Source organism: Pseudomonas sp. IT-P258, assembly GCF_949767825.1.
GTDB classification, from domain to species: Bacteria; Pseudomonadota; Gammaproteobacteria; order Pseudomonadales; family Pseudomonadaceae; genus Aquipseudomonas; species Aquipseudomonas monachiensis.
This window is the reverse complement of record NZ_CATKPU010000017.1, coordinates 26,071-42,738: the sequence shown is the minus strand read 5'-3', so window position 1 is coordinate 42,738 and position 16,668 is coordinate 26,071. Positions and strand designations below refer to the sequence as shown.

At 57.8% G+C, this 16,668-nt stretch carries 12 protein-coding genes; 7 read left to right on the top strand and 5 right to left on the bottom strand.

Going from position 1 to position 16,668, the window contains the following annotated elements; genetic code table 11:
• Positions 1–16: 16 nt before the first annotated feature.
• Positions 17–1,678 carry a SulP family inorganic anion transporter gene (locus ACM6G4_RS05955; protein ID WP_056722832.1) on the bottom strand — a complete coding sequence of 554 codons (1,662 nt, stop codon included), beginning with the start codon at positions 1,676–1,678 and terminating at the stop codon, positions 17–19.
• Positions 1,679–1,853: 175 nt separating this feature from the next.
• Here ACM6G4_RS05955 and ACM6G4_RS05950 point away from each other — a divergent pair, with 175 nt between their 5' ends.
• Complete coding sequence (locus ACM6G4_RS05950) at positions 1,854–2,084, top strand: hypothetical protein (protein WP_056723133.1); 231 nt, start codon at positions 1,854–1,856, stop codon at positions 2,082–2,084.
• Positions 2,085–2,550: 466 nt separating this feature from the next.
• Here the strand turns inward: ACM6G4_RS05950 and ACM6G4_RS05945 are convergent, their stop codons facing one another.
• The 3 genes from ACM6G4_RS05945 to ACM6G4_RS05935 form a co-directional block, all read right to left on the bottom strand.
• Positions 2,551–3,315: a tetratricopeptide repeat protein gene (locus ACM6G4_RS05945; protein WP_414913254.1), complete on the bottom strand. Its 765-nt coding sequence runs from the start codon at positions 3,313–3,315 to the stop codon at positions 2,551–2,553.
• 223 nt (positions 3,316–3,538) lie between these two features.
• Positions 3,539–8,440: a beta strand repeat-containing protein gene (locus tag ACM6G4_RS05940; RefSeq protein WP_414913253.1), complete on the bottom strand. Its 4,902-nt coding sequence runs from the start codon at positions 8,438–8,440 to the stop codon at positions 3,539–3,541.
• An 89-nt stretch (positions 8,441–8,529) separates the two neighbouring features.
• On the bottom strand, positions 8,530–8,817 hold the full coding sequence (locus tag ACM6G4_RS05935; RefSeq protein ID WP_056722837.1) for a PilZ domain-containing protein: 288 nt from the start codon (positions 8,815–8,817) through the stop codon (positions 8,530–8,532).
• Between the two features lie 202 nt (positions 8,818–9,019).
• On the opposite strand from ACM6G4_RS05935, the gene ACM6G4_RS05930 reads away from it, so the two are divergent.
• From ACM6G4_RS05930 to ACM6G4_RS05915, 4 genes are all read left to right on the top strand, one after another.
• A complete protein-coding gene (locus ACM6G4_RS05930) occupies positions 9,020–9,685 on the top strand; it encodes a LuxR C-terminal-related transcriptional regulator (RefSeq protein WP_056722842.1) in 666 nt (221 codons plus the stop codon).
• 381 nt (positions 9,686–10,066) lie between these two features.
• Entirely contained in the window at positions 10,067–10,807 is a 741-nt protein-coding gene (locus tag ACM6G4_RS05925; protein ID WP_056722844.1) for an AzlC family ABC transporter permease, read from the top strand.
• A complete protein-coding gene (locus tag ACM6G4_RS05920; RefSeq protein WP_056722846.1) occupies positions 10,804–11,130 on the top strand; it encodes an AzlD domain-containing protein in 327 nt (108 codons plus the stop codon). Before ACM6G4_RS05925 ends, ACM6G4_RS05920 begins: the two co-directional genes overlap by 4 nt.
• An 83-nt stretch (positions 11,131–11,213) precedes the next feature.
• On the top strand, positions 11,214–13,073 hold the full coding sequence (locus ACM6G4_RS05915; RefSeq protein ID WP_056722851.1) for an ABC transporter ATP-binding protein: 1,860 nt from the start codon (positions 11,214–11,216) through the stop codon (positions 13,071–13,073).
• Positions 13,074–13,285: 212 nt separating this feature from the next.
• Here the strand turns inward: ACM6G4_RS05915 and ACM6G4_RS05910 are convergent, their stop codons facing one another.
• Complete coding sequence (locus ACM6G4_RS05910) at positions 13,286–14,623, bottom strand: Wzz/FepE/Etk N-terminal domain-containing protein (protein WP_414913252.1); 1,338 nt, start codon at positions 14,621–14,623, stop codon at positions 13,286–13,288.
• A 275-nt stretch (positions 14,624–14,898) separates the two neighbouring features.
• Here ACM6G4_RS05910 and ACM6G4_RS05905 point away from each other — a divergent pair, with 275 nt between their 5' ends.
• Complete coding sequence (locus ACM6G4_RS05905; RefSeq protein WP_414913251.1) at positions 14,899–15,297, top strand: hypothetical protein; 399 nt, start codon at positions 14,899–14,901, stop codon at positions 15,295–15,297.
• Positions 15,298–15,495: 198 nt separating this feature from the next.
• On the top strand, positions 15,496–16,668 hold the full coding sequence (locus tag ACM6G4_RS05900) for a DUF1624 domain-containing protein (RefSeq protein WP_414913250.1): 1,173 nt from the start codon (positions 15,496–15,498) through the stop codon (positions 16,666–16,668).

Sequence of the window (16,668 nt, the reverse complement as noted above, 5' to 3'; positions counted from 1 at the left end):
CACGGGCAGCAAGCCTCTAAAGGATCGACGGACCCTCTGCGAGGCTGACCGCTTTAGCCAGCGCGGTGTTGAAGTCGGCGTGGTAATGCTCCGTGCCGATTTCTTGCAAGATACCCACCCTATCGAGCTTGTTGAGCACCTTCGTGTTCGCTTCGCAGAGTTTCACCACGATATTGCGCTTGTGCAGTTGCTGAATGACCTCCTCCAGCACCTGCAAGCCAGTGATATCCATGAACGGTACACGCTTCAAGCGAATAATCAGCAGACGTGGATCGGTATGGGTCTGTGCCAAGACTCGCTCGAAGGTCTCAGCCGCGCCAAAGAACAATGGCCCTTCAATCGTATAAATCAATGTGCCTGCCGGCAGGCGAGTGTGCCCATTGGCCCTCAACTCTTCTTCTAGCTCATGTTCGACTACCTGTTGTACCTCAACAGATGAGGCCATGCGGCGCATGAAGTGCAGCATCGCAAGGATGACGCCGATATTCACAGCGATCACCAAGTCACTGAACACTGTGAGACTGAAAGTGATGAGCAGAATAGCTACGTCTGCGCGAGGGGCCCGCTGGACCATGCGTTTGAAGTGCTTCAACTCGCTCATGTTGTACGCGACCACGAAAAGAATGGCGGCCAGAGCGCACAGTGGAATGTTTGAGGCCAGAGGTGCCAGAAACAGAATAATAAGCACCAACGTGACCGCGTGCATAATGCCGGCCAGCGGGCTCGTGCCGCCGTTACGGATATTGGTTGCAGTACGGGCAATCGCTCCGGTAGCTGCGAAACCGCCAAACAATGGAGTGACCAGATTAGCCACTCCCTGACCGATCAGCTCCTGATTGGAATCATGCTTAGTGCCCGCCATGCCATCGGCCACCATCGCCGACAGCAGTGATTCGATCGCTCCAAGCATGGCGATAGTGAACGCCGGACCGATCAAATCGATGACGCGAGACAGCGTGATTTCAGGCAGGCTCAACGCTGGAAGGCCTTGAGGTATGCCACCAAATGCGCTGCCAATCGTGGCTACCCCCTCGAAATGAAAGGTTGACTGTATCGCTGTAGCTACCGCCATTGCGACTAATGGACCAGGTACCCGTTTGAGTCCGGGCATTTTGGACGCGGTGATGACCAGGAAAAGACTAAGTACCGCCAGCAGGGTCGTGGCCAAATGAAGATCAGGGAGCGCCTGGAGCAAATGCCAGAGCTTTTCATGGAAATGCTCTCCACTGATCCTCGGTAAACCGAAAAAGTCTTTCCACTGTCCGACCCAGATGATCACGCCGATGCCTGCGGTGAATCCGACGATCACCGGATCGGGGATAAACTTGATGATTGCACCGAGCCGGGTCATCCCCAGCAATAACAATATGGCACCTGCCATCATCGTGGCGATTTGCAGACCGTCAACACCATGCTCGGCCGTGACTCCCGCCAAAATCACGATGAACGCGCCTGTCGGCCCGGCAATCTGCAAGCGGCTTCCCCCAAAGAGCGAAACCAGCAGGCCACCGATGATTGCGGTGTAGATGCCTTGCTCAGGTTTGACGCCAGATGCAATGGCAAACGCCATTGCCAGAGGAAGCGCCACGACCCCGACGATCACGCCAGACACCATATTGCGCAGCCAATGCTCTCGCCCCAACAACCCCGCCTTCCATGCCTCAACTATCGCAATCATGGCTAGCTCCTCAGTGGATGCATGTGCATAATATTAACATACAGTGATAATTTAAATGCCCTTGATCCACTGCTTCGGGCGGCTGGAAATGTTTATAGAGAAAGTTCAGATGGAGCTGGGCGGGCATGCACTGCAAATAGAGAATCTTGAGAGCGCGTGTAGCGTGGTGACTGACATGAATCGTAAAGCTGTGAAATGCAAACACGCCGAAGGCGTGACCTTTGACACCCATGTGATCGCAAACCCGACCAACCCCAAGGAGTGGATCGTGTTTTTCAAGAAGGACGCCGGGAGAAGTTATTTCTTGGTAGATGACAACGAGGAAGTCGAGTCTTTCGGGCATCTGGATGACCTGATCGCAGAGCTTCGAGACTTGGGCCTCAAGACCGCTGAAATCCACTTTTAACCCTTGGATCGCGCCTTGGAGACATGATCATGTCAGTGAAAATCGAGTACCTATCCAGTCAAAGAGAAGCTCTTTGGTCTGTATGTTTTGGCATCAGACGAGTTCAGTTTCGGCATGAAAAAAGTGCTCACGACTTTGCTGCCAAGCTCAAGGAGAGAATCGAGGCTCCGCATGTTTACCCTCAACGTGATCCGCCAGCGAAAAATCATAGTTGATCGGTACAGGCAGATTGAACATCGCCCTGCATATCTACCTGCTTGTTCTACATAACGGATCCGATTGAACTCGTGACCTCCGGTAAAAAGGCCGAGTAGCTCAATCACCGGTCAATTGGCCTTGATCCAATTGGTGACGATCGGTCAGTCCGCATTTGATAGCGTTTTCGGCAGGTAACTTTATCCCGATCACAGTTGTTTGCAGCCCCTCGCGACGGACACCCCCCTAGCCAGAAGTGGACACTCAGAACTCAGCCGCGCACCAGATAGGCTCCTGACGGAACCCGATGTCGCAGCTTCTTGCATTTGCCGGGTGCAGGCTGATGCCCCGGCGGACGATCAGGAAACCAGATTCGGCATTTGCCCGGAGGCGGCATATGGTCGCGCGGGATCTCAACCTCAGCGTACGCCCGCCCCGGCTCGACATTAGCCATTTGTAATTTTCCTTCGGGCCCGGTTCTGCCAGCCATCGGCGCAGCCGGAACCCGATCTGCCTCTGCGCGAGCGAAGTTGCCAGCATCGTGCCCAGTGTCCGGAGTGGATTGCTCGGCAACGGCCATTTCCGCTTCGCGGCGCCTTTGGGCCTCCTCTTGCAGCCCCTTCTGTGCTGCGACCAGGTCCTCTTTGGCATTGGGTGGAATACCCGAAGCCTGGGCCTGCTGCGCCGCCTGGATCAATTGGAAGTTGCGGTTGCGTAACGCGACATTGCCACCAACCCGCATGTTCGAGCGCGCCGCCAGGGTTTCGGCCTGCTGGTACTGCCCCTGCTGAAGACGCAACACACCGAGGTAATGCAGGGTCGCGGGATTGTTCGGCTGGATATGCAGGGCACGCTCCAGCGTGGCAGCAGCCTGGTCCAGTTGGCCATTTTCATACTGTCGCGAGGCGGTTTCGATCAGGGTGGTTGATGCGCTGTTGCTTTGCGCGGGCGCTCTTCGCTCGGCGGCAACCGAACAAAGCGACGCGACGGCGCAGAACGCCAGGATGAGTCCCGACAGAAAACTCTTGGTTGGCATCAGGGGGGCGAACTCGACTGATCTCGGACGACACTGAAGTAAAACAGGCCAAGGCGCTGCTCGGCATCTGCGATACGGGGCCCCAATTGACCTGGCCAGCACCCTGAAGTTCCCGCTGCAACAGCCACTGCAACCAGGACTCTACCGTCCGCAAACCCCATCGCGGATTTGTTCGCGATGAGGTCTGCAACCGCATAGCAACGTGCGGCCAGTAGCAAAAGCATCATGTCATCAGGATAAAGTCCGTCTGATCGATACCTGCACTGTTAACACCGACAAGGCGAATAGTGTCCACTCCGATCCCGATCACCGTGTCCGCCCCGTCAGCGGCAATGCTCACGTTGGCAGCGAACGTCTCGCTGCTGATCCCCAGCCCTGCGATATTGAGCAAGTCCTGCCCTGCGGCCGGATCAATATCGAAGTCCTGGATCGAGTCGTTGCCGAAGCCTGCCGCAGCAAACATGAAGGTATCGTTGCCGAAGCCGCCATTGAGCGTGTCGTTGCCCAGCCCGCCGAAAAACAGATCGTCCCCCGCACCGCCGACCAGAATGTCGTTGGCCTGGCCGCCCAGCATCGTATGGCTTGCCGCCGCTGCATCGTAGGCCAGCTCACTGCCGCTGCCCTCGGTGTTCGCCTGCAAACCCGCGGCCGCGTATTGGCCATTCAGCGCGACCTGCGCCACATGCGCACCGTCGCTCACGCTCAGCATGCCGCCGGTGCCCGTGTCATTCGCTGCATAGGAGATCTGCGTATTGGCGCCGAAAGCAACATCGCCGAAGTCCAGCTTGTCACCTGCGGCAAAACCGCTGACGCTGCCACTGAATGCCGTCGACACATCGAGCTTGAGCGTGCCTGCCGCCCCGCTGTCGAACGTCACATGCTGATCGGAGGCTGCACCGAACTCCAGGATCGCCGAACCGCTGATAGTCGCGCTTCCCGCGCCACTGGCGTCGCCGTGGACCGTGATGTTGCCATCGTTCGCCCACAGGCTGCCGCTGTTGATGACCGCACTTTCAATCACCAGTCCGCCGCTGCCGCTGGCTTGCAGCACACCCGTGTTGGTGACGGCGCTGCTGCCGGTATCGATCACCAGTGCATTCATACCGCTGGCAAGGATCAGGCCCGAGTTGACCAGCATCATCTGCCCCGCTCCCAACTGGCCGGCACCCGAGAGGGTGTTGTCGGCATTGGTGAGCACCGTGTCCGCGCTGCCACCAAAGATCACGTTCTGCGCGCTGTCGGACAGAACCACTTGCCCACCACCGCTCAACGTCGCGCCACGGAACAGAATCTCAAGGCTGGTCGCGCTGCCGGTGGAGCCGAGCTCGATGGTGCCGCTGTTATGGATGCTGCCACCGAACGGCATGATCGCGCCGTCGGCAATGGTGATGGTGCCCGTATTGGTCGTGACCGGGTCCACATCGAACAACAAGTTGGCCGCGCTCAACGCCGCCGCATCCACGCCCTTGACCGTGATCGTCTGGTCGGCACTGATGCTGAGCACGGCATTGCCGCTCGCGTCGTTGACGATACTCACATCCGCAAAATCGTTGACGCCCGTGAAGCCGATCAAGTCGATCTTGTCCGCCACCGCATCGAAGCTGTAAATGACGTTGTTGCCGATCGGCCGGGCGAACACGAAGGTGTCGGCACCGGACGAGCCGGTCAGGTTGTCGTCGGTGGACAAGGCGAAGACCGGTGCGCCTGGGGCATAGATTTCGACGTTGTTGAACACATAGGCGCTTGCGGTGCTGCCGTCGCTGTTGTTCCAGTACATGTTGACATCGAGCACCAACGCACCGGCGAATTCGCTTGGAGTTGTCACGGTCAATGCACCGGGATCACTGGTCTGCACGGTCCAGGTGCCATCGCCATTGTCGGTTCCTGCATTGAACACCCACCCCGAAGGAACACCGCTGATAGTCACCGTCACGGGGCCGCTAATATCGGCCAGTGGAACGTTGAGGGCCAGATTAACGGGTTCGCCGGCAACGCCTGCCGGAAGGTTTGCACTGCTCCCGGCCGCACCAGGATTGCCCGCCAGGTCGGTGTAGCTGTTCGCGGCAACGTCGACTTTTATGCTACCGCCCAGCGTTCTGGTCAGCGTTGCCGTGTAGGTATCGCCGTCAACCTGGGTAAAGTTACTGAAGGTTGCGCGTGGCGTTGCGCTCGTTGTCGTCACTGCTACATCAGACAGGTTGAAACCGCTCACCGTCTCACTGAACTGGAATGTGACCGTCGACGTTGAACCCATCGAACTCCCTAAGGCAGTCCCTGTCACTATCACCGTTGGCGCCACGGTATCAACTGGCGTCTCAACGACGTTCTGCACGTTCACCGTAATCGTCTGCGTGTCGGTTCCGCCATTGCCGTCGGCCACCTGAACGTCCACGACGTAGGCGTTGTCGCCGTCAGTACCACCGACATCCTGGGCATTCTCGTAATCGGGCGCTGAGTTGAACGTCAGCACCCCGCTCGAACTGATCGAGAACTTGCTGAAGTCCGTCCCGACCGTATTCAGGAGCGAGTAGCTCAGTGTTTGCGCCGGCAGATCAGCATCGGTCGCCGTCACTGTCGAGACCGCCGTGGTGTTCTCCGCCACATTGACCGACGCCGTCGTACCACCACCGTTGGAAGTGATCGTCGGTGAGTCGTTGCTGCCGGCGATATTCACGGTGACCGAAGTGAGGGTGCCATCGGCACTGCTCACCGCGAAGCTGTCGGTGTAGGTGGTGCCGGCGGCGAACTCGTTGTGGGCGGAGTTGGCGACATAGGTCCAGGCACCGCCGGTGCCGATGGAGAATTGGCCGTAGCTGCCGGCGGTGTTGGTTTGCGCGACGAAGGTTGCGGCACTGTCGACGTCGCTGATGGTCAGGGTGCCGGTGGTGGAAATGTCGACGGCGGCATTGGTCTCGCTGAGGTTGGCGGTGTCGGCGGACAGCACGGCCGCATCGTTGGTGCCGAGGATATTCACGGTGACCGAAGTGAGGCTGCCGTCCGCACTGCTCACCGCGAAGCTGTCGGTGTAGGTGGTGCCGGCGGCGAACTCGTTGTGAGCGGAGTTGGCGACGTAGGTCCAGGCTCCGCCGGTGCCGATGGAGAACTGGCCGTAGCTGCCGGCGGTGTTGGACTGCGCCTGGAAGCTTTCCGGGCTGTCGATATCGCTGATGGTCAGACTGCCGCCGGTGGTCAGCGGAGCATTGGTTTCGCTCAGCGTAACGCTGGCCGAGGACAGCACGGCGGCGTCGTTGCTGCCGGTGACGGTGATAGTCACCAGTTGGGCGTCGACACCGCCGAGGCCGTCGCTGACCTGCACGCTGAACACTTCGTTGTGACTCTCGCCAGCCGCCAGCGATTGCACCGCACTGGCGACACCGTCGGTGCCATTGGCCAGCGTGTACGTCCACTGGCCGGTAGTGTCCACGGCGATCGAGCCGTAGGTGCCTGTGGGCGAGCCATTGATGGTCCAGGTCGCCGCGGCGTCGTGATCGATGTCGGACGAGCTGAACTGGCCATTCACGCTGAGCGCGCTGTCTTCCTGCACCGCGCCGGCATCATGGCCGGTCGCGAAGCTGAGCACGGGTGCATCATTGCTGCCGGTGATGGTAACGGTCACCAGCTGGGTGTCCACGCCGCCCAGGCCGTCGCTGACCTGCACCGTAAACACGTCCTCATGGCTTTCGCCGGCCTTCAGCGACTGCACCGCACTGGCGATACCATCGGTGCCATTGGCCAGCGTGTACGTCCACTGGCCGGTAGTGTCCACGGCGATCGAGCCGTAAGTGCCTGTGGGCGAGCCATTGATGGTCCAGGTCGCCGTGGCGTCGTGATCGATGTCGGCCGAGCTGAACTGGCCATTCACGCTGAGCGCGGTGTCCTCCTGCACCGCGCCGGCATCATGGCCGGTCGCGAAGCTGAGCACGGGCGCGTCGTTGCTGCCGGTCAGGGTGATCGTCACGTCCTTGGTCACCGTCGCCCCGAAGTCGTCGGTCAGCGTCACCGTGAACACTTCGGTCTTGGTCTGGCCCTCGGCGAGGTACTGCGCCGCGCTGTTGTCCAGCGTATAGGTCCAGCCCACGCTGCCCGCCACGTCGCCGGTGCTCTCGTCGCTGACGTTGGCCACCAGCGTACCCAGCGCACCGGCCGGCGCGCTCACGCTGGCCACATGGGCGTCATCGGCCAGGTCCACGTCGCCAAAGGCGAAGCTGCCGTTGGCCACCGTGGTGCCGTCTTCGGTCACTGCACCGCTTTCGATTTCTGCCGCCGTCACCGTTGGTGCGTCGTTGGTGCCGGTGATGGTGACGCTCACATTCTGCGTTACCGACGAACCATGACCATCGCTGATGGTGACCAGGTAAGTTTCGGTGACTGTCTGTCCCTGGGCCAGGTACTGCGCCGCCGTATTGCTCAGGTTGTACGTCCATTGCACCGAACCGTCGGCCGCGTTCGCGGCTTCGCTTACCGGCGAGAGTATGAATGTACCAAGCTGAGTGGCATTGCCCCCCGCCGGCGCGAACGTCGCCGTGTGCGTGTCGCTCAGGTCGATGTCATTGAAGGTTATCGTGCCGCTGGCCGCCAGCGAGTCGGTTGCGCTCGCAGTGGTGTCGGCGTCTTCGGTCACCGTGCCGGCCTGCGCGCCGAGACCGATCGTCACACCATCATTCTCGCCCGAAAACTGCACTGTCGCGGTGGCCCAGCTGAGCGTTCCGTTGCCCAGACGCATCGCATAGGTAAAGCTGTCCGTCAGGATCTCGCCAGTAGCAAGCGCCTGGAGTTGTGCCTTGAAAGCAGTGGTGAAAGTAGCGGCGTCGTAGCCGACCTTGCCATCCGGGGTGATCCAGATCCTTGCACCATTCAAGCTGGTGTCAGTACTCGTCGCCTCAGCCCTCGCCGTATCCTGGGTCAGCAGGTCGGCCGGAGCATAAACCTTGGTGGCAGTAGAAAGACTGTCCGCGTTGTCGAGTGACCAGAGTGTCTTCGCGTTGCCACCGAGGTCATTGGACATGACGTCCCAATACATGACCCCCAGCAGATTTTCAGTGGTGTTAAGGACGTCATCCTTCGCCTGCGGCGTGCTGGAGAACGAGGTAACGGTTCCGCCGCTGGTAGTTGTAGTGCTAGCCATGTTTTTCTCCCTAGAATGTCACCCTGAGAAAAAAACCGCTGTGGGCCGCTAACAGCCACAAGCCGATTCTTCCTCAACCCACGAACACTTCACTCCACCGGTACCAGCCGGCTGGCCAGCAGCTTCACACCCACCCCCGCCCTGCCATCCTGTTGCTCAACGCGCACGATTTGTCCTTGCGCCTTGAATTTCATCGGGCCGCCGGGAGTGTCGAGTTCGATCTCGAAGTCAATCAAGTTGCCCACCTGCTGCTCGCTATCGGTTTCGAAATACAATCCGGAGGCGCTGATGTCACGGGTGACACCGTTGCCCCCGCCGATCAGTTGCAGCGACAGGGTGACTTGTTCACGGGGCTCAATTCGGTGTGCGTCTTTCATGGCTGCAGTCTAAAAACGACCACTGTGTTTTACATGAGTGCTCTATCCCTTTTTTCTGGGAGTCAATCACCCGGAAAAACAGTGTTTTACGGGACAAATGTCATGGGAGGGGGTGCCTGAAGCGCTATGGAAAAAGCCAGGATCTGCAACGATTGCTATCATGATCAGCTAACACAACCCGCCTAAAGAGGCAGCGAGCCGCATGCCAATTCAAGTCCTGTTAGTTGCTCTACCGCTCGTGGCCTGGGGCCTTGAGCGTCTGGTGGAAAGCGCTCAACCGAAGTTGGCGCTGGCGGGTTCGACGGCGTCGGTGGCGCAATACCTGCTTTCGCTGCACCTGTACACACCAGATGTGGTGGTATTGGACCTGGACAGCGAGGACTGCATCGAGTCGCTGGCCGAACTGCACAGCCGGACCAAAGCCAGGATTCTGGTAGTGACAGGGTCGAGCGACGAGGCACTGCATGACCGTGCGGTGCTGGCGGGCGCACGTGGGGTGGTGGATAAGCGGGAGTCGGCATCCGCCTCAATTTTGCTCAAAGCCATAGAAAAAGTGCATGAAGGCGAACTCTGGATTGACCGCAATGCGACCAGCCGTATCTTCCTTGAACTGGCGCGCAAGAAAGCCGATCGCGATATAGACCCGGAGCAACACAAAATCGCCAGGCTGACACGCCGCGAGCAGCAAACCATTGCATCGCTGGCCAGCGATCCCTCAGCCCCTGGCAAGTTGGTGGCCGAGAAACTGCACATCAGCGAGCACACGCTGCGCAACCATTTGACATCGATCTACAGCAAGCTGGGCCTGACTAACCGCGTAGATCTGTACGCCTACGCACACAAGCATGGGCTTTCCACAGGCGATTGAGGACTCTTGACTGAATGCCTCTTAACCGCGCAGTAATGCGGGCTTTGCGCCGTTGGTATCTGTAGATCGTGGGATTGAAAAGCGAACCACACGTTCCAGTCGACCTGCTCCGACAGCTGTGAAAGCCAAAGCGCTGATAACGCCGGGGAGCAGCACAACGCTTCTGCGGCCCGGGTGAAATCCCGGTACTTGGCGGCAGCAACAAATGACCGCATGGCCTTGAACGATGGCATTTTCATGAGTGCCTGATCAGGCTGGGGAATTCTTGCCATAACAAAAAGTACCTGTTTTCTCAGAAAAAAAGTCGATTCTGCCCATGCTCCTGCGGCGCCTACACTCCACTCCACGAAGCCCTCGCAGCGCCGGTCAAAAGGAAACGAAATGCAGTATCGAACAGGAATGGAAGCTTTCATGCACGGCGTTCGAACGCTCATTCCATTGACTCCCGGAGTGATTCCATTCGGGCTGGTTACCGGAGTGATGGCCATCGAAATGGGAATGTCGCCTGGCATGACGATGGGCATGACGCTGCTGTTTTACTCTGGATCCGCACAGATGGTTGCACTCCAGCTGCTACATAACGGTGTCTTGCCGGTGGCGATTGTGGTTACAGCCTTGATCATCAACTTGCGCTTTATCATGTACAGCGCTTCGTTGGCACCTCGCCTGCATCACCTGCCCCGTCGCTGGACATGGCCAATGTCCTACCTGCTTTCCGATCAGTCTTTCGCGCTCTACAGTCTAAGGTTTTCCTCGGGAGAACCAGATCGATTCGGACATTACTTTTATGCCGGTACTGCTGTGGCCATGTGGCTAACCTGGCAGCTCTCGGTATTGGCCGGGGTCTTTCTGGGCGCAAGTATCCCCGAGTCGTGGTCACTGAGCTTTGCCATTCCCTTGTCTTTTCTGGCGCTTCTCGTTCCCAATCTGCGTAGTGCGGCGAGCCTGGGGGCCGCAGCGGTCGGCGGGTTGATCGCTGTGTTGGCAGTCAATATGCCCTACAACCTTGGATTGGTAATGGCTTCGATAGGTGGAGTCTTTACAGGGTTATTGATCGAGAACATTCGTAGAAGCCCGTTGAACACTATGAGCTCTGACGGCGTCGAGAAGGAGACACGATGAGTGACCTGGCTTTGTGGGGGATGTTTCTGGCAGTAGGCGTGGGAACCTTTGTGATGCGCCTTTCGTTTGTCGAGCTCTATGGTCGATGGCGAATTCCCGACCTGCTGAGTCGAGCCCTGCTCTACGTACCGGCAAGTGTGCTGGCGGCGTTGGTACTCCCCGCCGTGGTGTATCCCAACGGGCACAGTGAATTCGTGCTCGGCAACCCGCAAATCCCCGCCGCCATTGTTGCTGCCTGGGTCGCGTGGAAGACTCGAAATACTGTCCTGACACTGGCGGCAGGCATGGCGGCGCTTTGGGCTTTCAAGTTGATCGGATCATGAAGCGCTGACCCGCCACTCCATATAACCCTCAAAGTAACCTTTAAATGGCAGAATCTCCTTACTTGATCGTTTCGGAGACCAGCATGCTTCGCGCATTTGAACAAAGACTCGACCCCTTCCCGCCCGACGAGATACCACCGCCACCCGAAGGCCTGACTCGGTTCCTTTGGGCGTGCACACGGGGCGCCCGCGGCTATATTCTTGCGTTTGCGCTGCTCAGTGCCGGCGTGTCGATCTACGAAGCCTGGCTGTTTTCCTTCCTCGGCCAGGTCGTGGACCTGCTCTCGACCTGGCAGGCCGGTGGTGATGCGGCTGCGCAGGAGAGTCGCGTGTTGTGGGGCATGGGCATCGTAATGCTTGCCAGCATCGGGCTGGTGGCTCTGCGAACCATGGTTCAGCACCAGATATTGGCGATCAATCTGCCGTTGCGACTGCGTTGGGACTTCCACCGCCTGATGCTCCGGCAAAGCCTTTCGTTCTTTTCCGATGAGTTCTCCGGACGGGTCACCACCAAGGTGATGCAGACTGCACTGGCCGTGCGCGACGTGCTGTTCACCCTTATCGAGATCGCACCCGGAATCGGGGTGTACTTCATCGCGATCATCGCACTGGCCGGCGGCTTCGCACTGAAACTGATGCTGCCCTTCGTTGCCTGGATCGTGTTGTTCGGGCTGGCCATGCTCTACTTCGTCCCCCGCTTGGGGAAAGTCGGACAGGAACAAGCCCATGCGCGGTCGTCGATGACCGGACGTATCTCAGACGCCTACACCAACATCACGACAGTGAAACTGTTCTCCCACTCCAATCGTGAAGCGCACTTCGCGCGCGCGGCCATGGAGGATTTCAAGCAGACCGGCTTCCGCCAGATGCGCCTGGTCAGCCAATTCGAGATCGTCAACCAAGCGTTGGTGGTGGCTTTGATCATGGCAGCAGGCGGTTATGCGCTTTGGCTGTGGCACCTGGGCGAAGTCGGCACAGGTGCCGTGGCGGCGATTACCGCCATGGCGTTGCGTATCAACGGCATGTCGCACTGGATCATGTGGCAGATGGCCTCGCTGTTCGAAGGCATCGGCACCGTACAGGATGGCATGGCAACCCTTACCCGCGGCCCAAAGGTGCAGGATGCGCCAGGCGCGGGAGTCCTGGTGACCTCCGGCGGAGCGGTAACCTTCGACAACGTGAGCTTCAACTACAATGGCGAACGCCAAGTGCTCGATGGCCTGAGCCTGAGCATTCGTCCTGGCGAAAAAATCGGCCTGGTGGGCCGCTCCGGCGCGGGCAAATCCACACTCATCAACTTGCTGCTGCGCTTCTATGACGTCGACAGCGGGCAGATTCGCATTGACGGGCAAGACATTGCGCACGTGACGCAAGACAGCCTGCGCAGCGCCATCGGCATGGTCACCCAGGATACTTCCCTGCTGCACCGTTCCATTGGCGACAACATCGCCTACGGTCGACCCGATGCAAGCGACGCACAAATCCGCAGTGCCGCGGCCAATGCCCAGGCCGATGAGTTCATCAGCCAACTGAGCGACCGGCAAGGGCACACCGGCTACGACACCTTGGTGGGCGAGCGCGGCATCAAGCTTTCGGGCGGCCAGCGCCAGCGCGTCGCCATAGCCCGAGTGATGCTCAAGAACGCCCCTATCCTGCTACTTGACGAAGCGACCAGCGCGCTGGATTCGGAAGTCGAAGTGGCCATTCAGGAAAGCCTCGATGAAATGATGGAGGGAAAAACCGTAATCGCCATCGCCCATCGGTTGTCCACGATTGCGGCAATGGATCGACTTGTTGTCATGGACGATGGACGCATCATCGAACAGGGCACCCACACCGAGTTGCTCGCCAGGAACGGCATCTATGCGCGGCTGTGGCACCATCAGAGTGGCGGGTTCCTGGGTGAAGATCGGGGGATGACCGAGGCTATGGATCAGGTATGAGCGTGAACGGCCGGGGATGATCTCCAAGCGGCAGCTTTGTGTTGTGGATTCAACCGGTCGATGCAAAACAACTAAATTCCGTGCAAGCAGAAGGAGTGTTGCAGATCATTGAGCAGCTGCGACAGACTCACACGACATCACAATGCTTTCACCGCCAAGCCCGAGAGAGCCGCCGCATAACTTCGGAGTTATGCGACATGACTCCTTAATGCTTATTGTATGGTTGATTGCCCTATAAGTACTTTTCCGGTACTCAACTCGTAATGGCTGGCAGAGCGGTTAAGTACTATGCCGCGTATCAGTGCGACGAATATGCCGAGCACACCGCCCCCGAATATCCCGAGAATCAGAATCAGCAACTTATTGGGCTTGATCGGTTGGTTTGGCTTGATAGCCTGCTGATCAACCTTTACCAAAACCAGTTCACTCAGGTCGCGATTGATATGTTCCAGCCGTGTTTTTTCTGCCCTCATATCAACCAGCGTGTTGAGGAATAGATCGTCGTTTTTACGCGATTTAAGTCGTTCAATCTGCCGATTTTGATCCAGAAGCTGAAGCTCTTTTTTGATCTCGGAGATCCGAGGGCTGGCATGGTCATCAGACTTTCGTGCCAACAGGGCATTTCGCTCGGCACCAAGAGCTTCAGTACCCATGAAGTGCAGCGGGAACTGCTCGTTGAAAACTTCCGCACGAAAAACATTGCCCTGACTTACGCCGTTACCTTGCCCCATCGCCGTAGGGGTAGTCGGCTTCACGATCCCCAACTCACGAGCTATGTGAATGGACTCGTTCAGCTGGGTGATACGACTTTCCCGACGGTCGCGCAGCTCTGTACGAACTGCACGCAACTCATCCTGCAGCTGCGCGCGCTTGAGAACGTCACTTTCACTGATTTTAGCAATCGTTGAGTCCTTATCGGCCTCATAACTAGCGCGGGCAATGCCCATCTTGCGTTCCAGGGTGTTGAGACTGTTGTCAATCACACTGTTCAAGTCGTCCTGAATCTGCTTGCGCTCGCTTTTTATGGCTTCTTGCACGATCCCATTAAGAATGAGATGACCTTCGACGGTTTCCGGATAAGTCATTTCCAGTCCGACGAATGTTGTGAGGTTGTCGCCGATCTTAGTACTTGGCTGAATAACCCTGAACGCTTCGCTGTTGAAGCGTTCGAAGGCCTGTTTCAAGTCGCCTGAGTCAATACCGGAGAATTGTTCTTGGTGCTTATCGAAGTAGGATTTATGCACTTCATAGGAGTTAAGTGCAGCACCTACGCGCCTGAGTGATTCCTCGGGATTGAGGGTGTAAACCCCAGTCTGATTGAGTGCGTCAAGGTCTTTAATAGACGGAGGACGAAGAAATGTCTTCGTCCGGTATTGAGGTGTCGCTGTAAAAGCGTAGACCGCTGCCATCGCTGTGACTGCCAAGGCTATGCCTGCGATTAGATACTTTTGACGCCACAGGGTGGTGAATAACTCACCCAAATCAATTGCTTGGGTATTGTACGAAACCGGGATGGGGCGGGATGACGGTAGCGACTCTGCGTGACTCATACAAGCTCCATTGCACAATTTACTCCATTAAAACGGAACTATTCTACACGCCCGATGTCGCGTCCGAGCGTTTATTTGCGCTCAATAACTTTCGAGGATTGATGCCTGGATCCCGCCCCCTTATGCCGTTGGCTATTTAAACAGCGGCCCCTAGAACTTTTTCCTGTTTATCGGTCTATGTGGATAGGCACATCCACTCGCCAGACGAGAACCCGCAGGATTCCCGCAGCCGGATGGCCACACGCCCAGAAATCAATCAGAGGTTGTCTTCGCTCATGAAATTCCATGACCCACGGATGGTGCTCTTCGGCCTGTTCGCGTTCGCGGCAGTGGGCTCGGCATCAGCCACACAGATGAAGACCTCAACCCCTGTTTTGGCACCTGAAGTCGCGGCAGTTCAGGTTCCCGTCCAGGCTGCTGGCAATCCTTGGCCGACCTTGGCCAGCATGTCCGACAAGCAGACAGGGCCGTTGCTTGCCCATGACGACCGATACTGGCATGACGGCCGTTGGCACTCTCGTAGAGACGATTGGCGCCGGGACGACTGGCATCGAGATAACTGGCGTAGAGAACAAGCTCGCCGGGAAGCCGAACGCCGCCGTGATTGGGAGCGCCACCAGGATCGGGCCATGCGGTACCGTTACGAGGACGATCGCCGCTACTATCGTCGCTAATGCGACGCCCCGCAGGCTAAAAACGTCGATGAGGTACGAGCGATGCGCTTTCGCCCTCCTCGACGTGACGATGACACCGATTTAGCCACCCCATGCGAATGTCCACGAAGCAGGCAAACATGTTATGTTATAACCAATATAAACATGAGCTGCCCGTTGTCACTGGCAGAGCCATCCACTCCCTGCTTGCGATATTCGATGACAACTTCTACCCATGTCCCGCCCATCACAGGCTTGAGCCAACGCCTGCTGTCCATTGATGCCCTGAGGGGATTGGTAATCCTCCTGATGCTGTTGGATCACGTGCGCGAAACGTTCTTTTTGCACCGTCAGGTAACAGACCCGATGGACATCGAATCCACTGAGCCGGCGCTATTTTTCAGCCGCACACTTGCCCATTTGTGTGCGCCGGTTTTCATACTGCTCACCGGGCTTTCCGCTTACCTGTATGGCCAAAAACACCAGGGCAAGGGCGATGTGTCAGCTTTTTTATTCAAGCGCGGTCTGTTCCTTGTGCTGCTTGAGTTCACCCTGGTGAATTTCGCCTGGACTTTTCAGTTCCCGCCTACGGCAATCTACATGCAAGTGATCTGGGCCATTGGCATCTGCATGATTGCCCTGGCCGGACTGGTTTGGTTACCCAGGCCCATGCTGTGCTGCCTGGGCCTGGTGATCGTGGCCGGGCACAACCTGCTGGATAATGTTCACTTCGCGGCAGGCTCGCCCATGCATATACCTTGGGCGATTCTGCATGATCGCGGCTGGATCGATTTCTCCGACAGCTTGCGTCTGCGCACCTCTTATCCGGTGCTTCCCTGGATCGGTGTGATTGCCCTTGGATACAGTATCGGCCCCTGGTTTGCCGGCCAGGTCTTGGCCGCGCAGCGTCAACGTAATCTGCTGCTTGCCGGGGCCGGGACATTGATCGGATTTGTCGCGCTGCGAGCCATCAATGGTTATGGCGAGGCGCATTGGGTCGCCCATGAAGGCATCACGCAAACCCTCATGAGCTTCTTCAACATTACAAAATACCCACCTTCCCTGCTGTTTCTTTCACTGACGCTGGGAGTGGGGCTGTTACTGCTACGTGCCCTGGAACGGGCCCGACAACGCAAGTGGGTCAATGCATTGGCCGTCTTTGGTGCGGCGCCGATGTTCTTCTACTTGCTTCACCTTTACGCACTCAAGGCGCTGTATCTGGTCGGCGTGGCGCTGTTCGGATTGAACCAGGGAGTTTTTTTCGGTTTCGACAGCATTTGGGCTGTGTGGCTGACGGCGGTGTTCTTGGCTCTATCCCTGTATTTACCCGTGCGCTGCTTCGCGGCATTGAAGGCACGCCGTCGCGATATCGGATGGCTCAAATACTTCTGA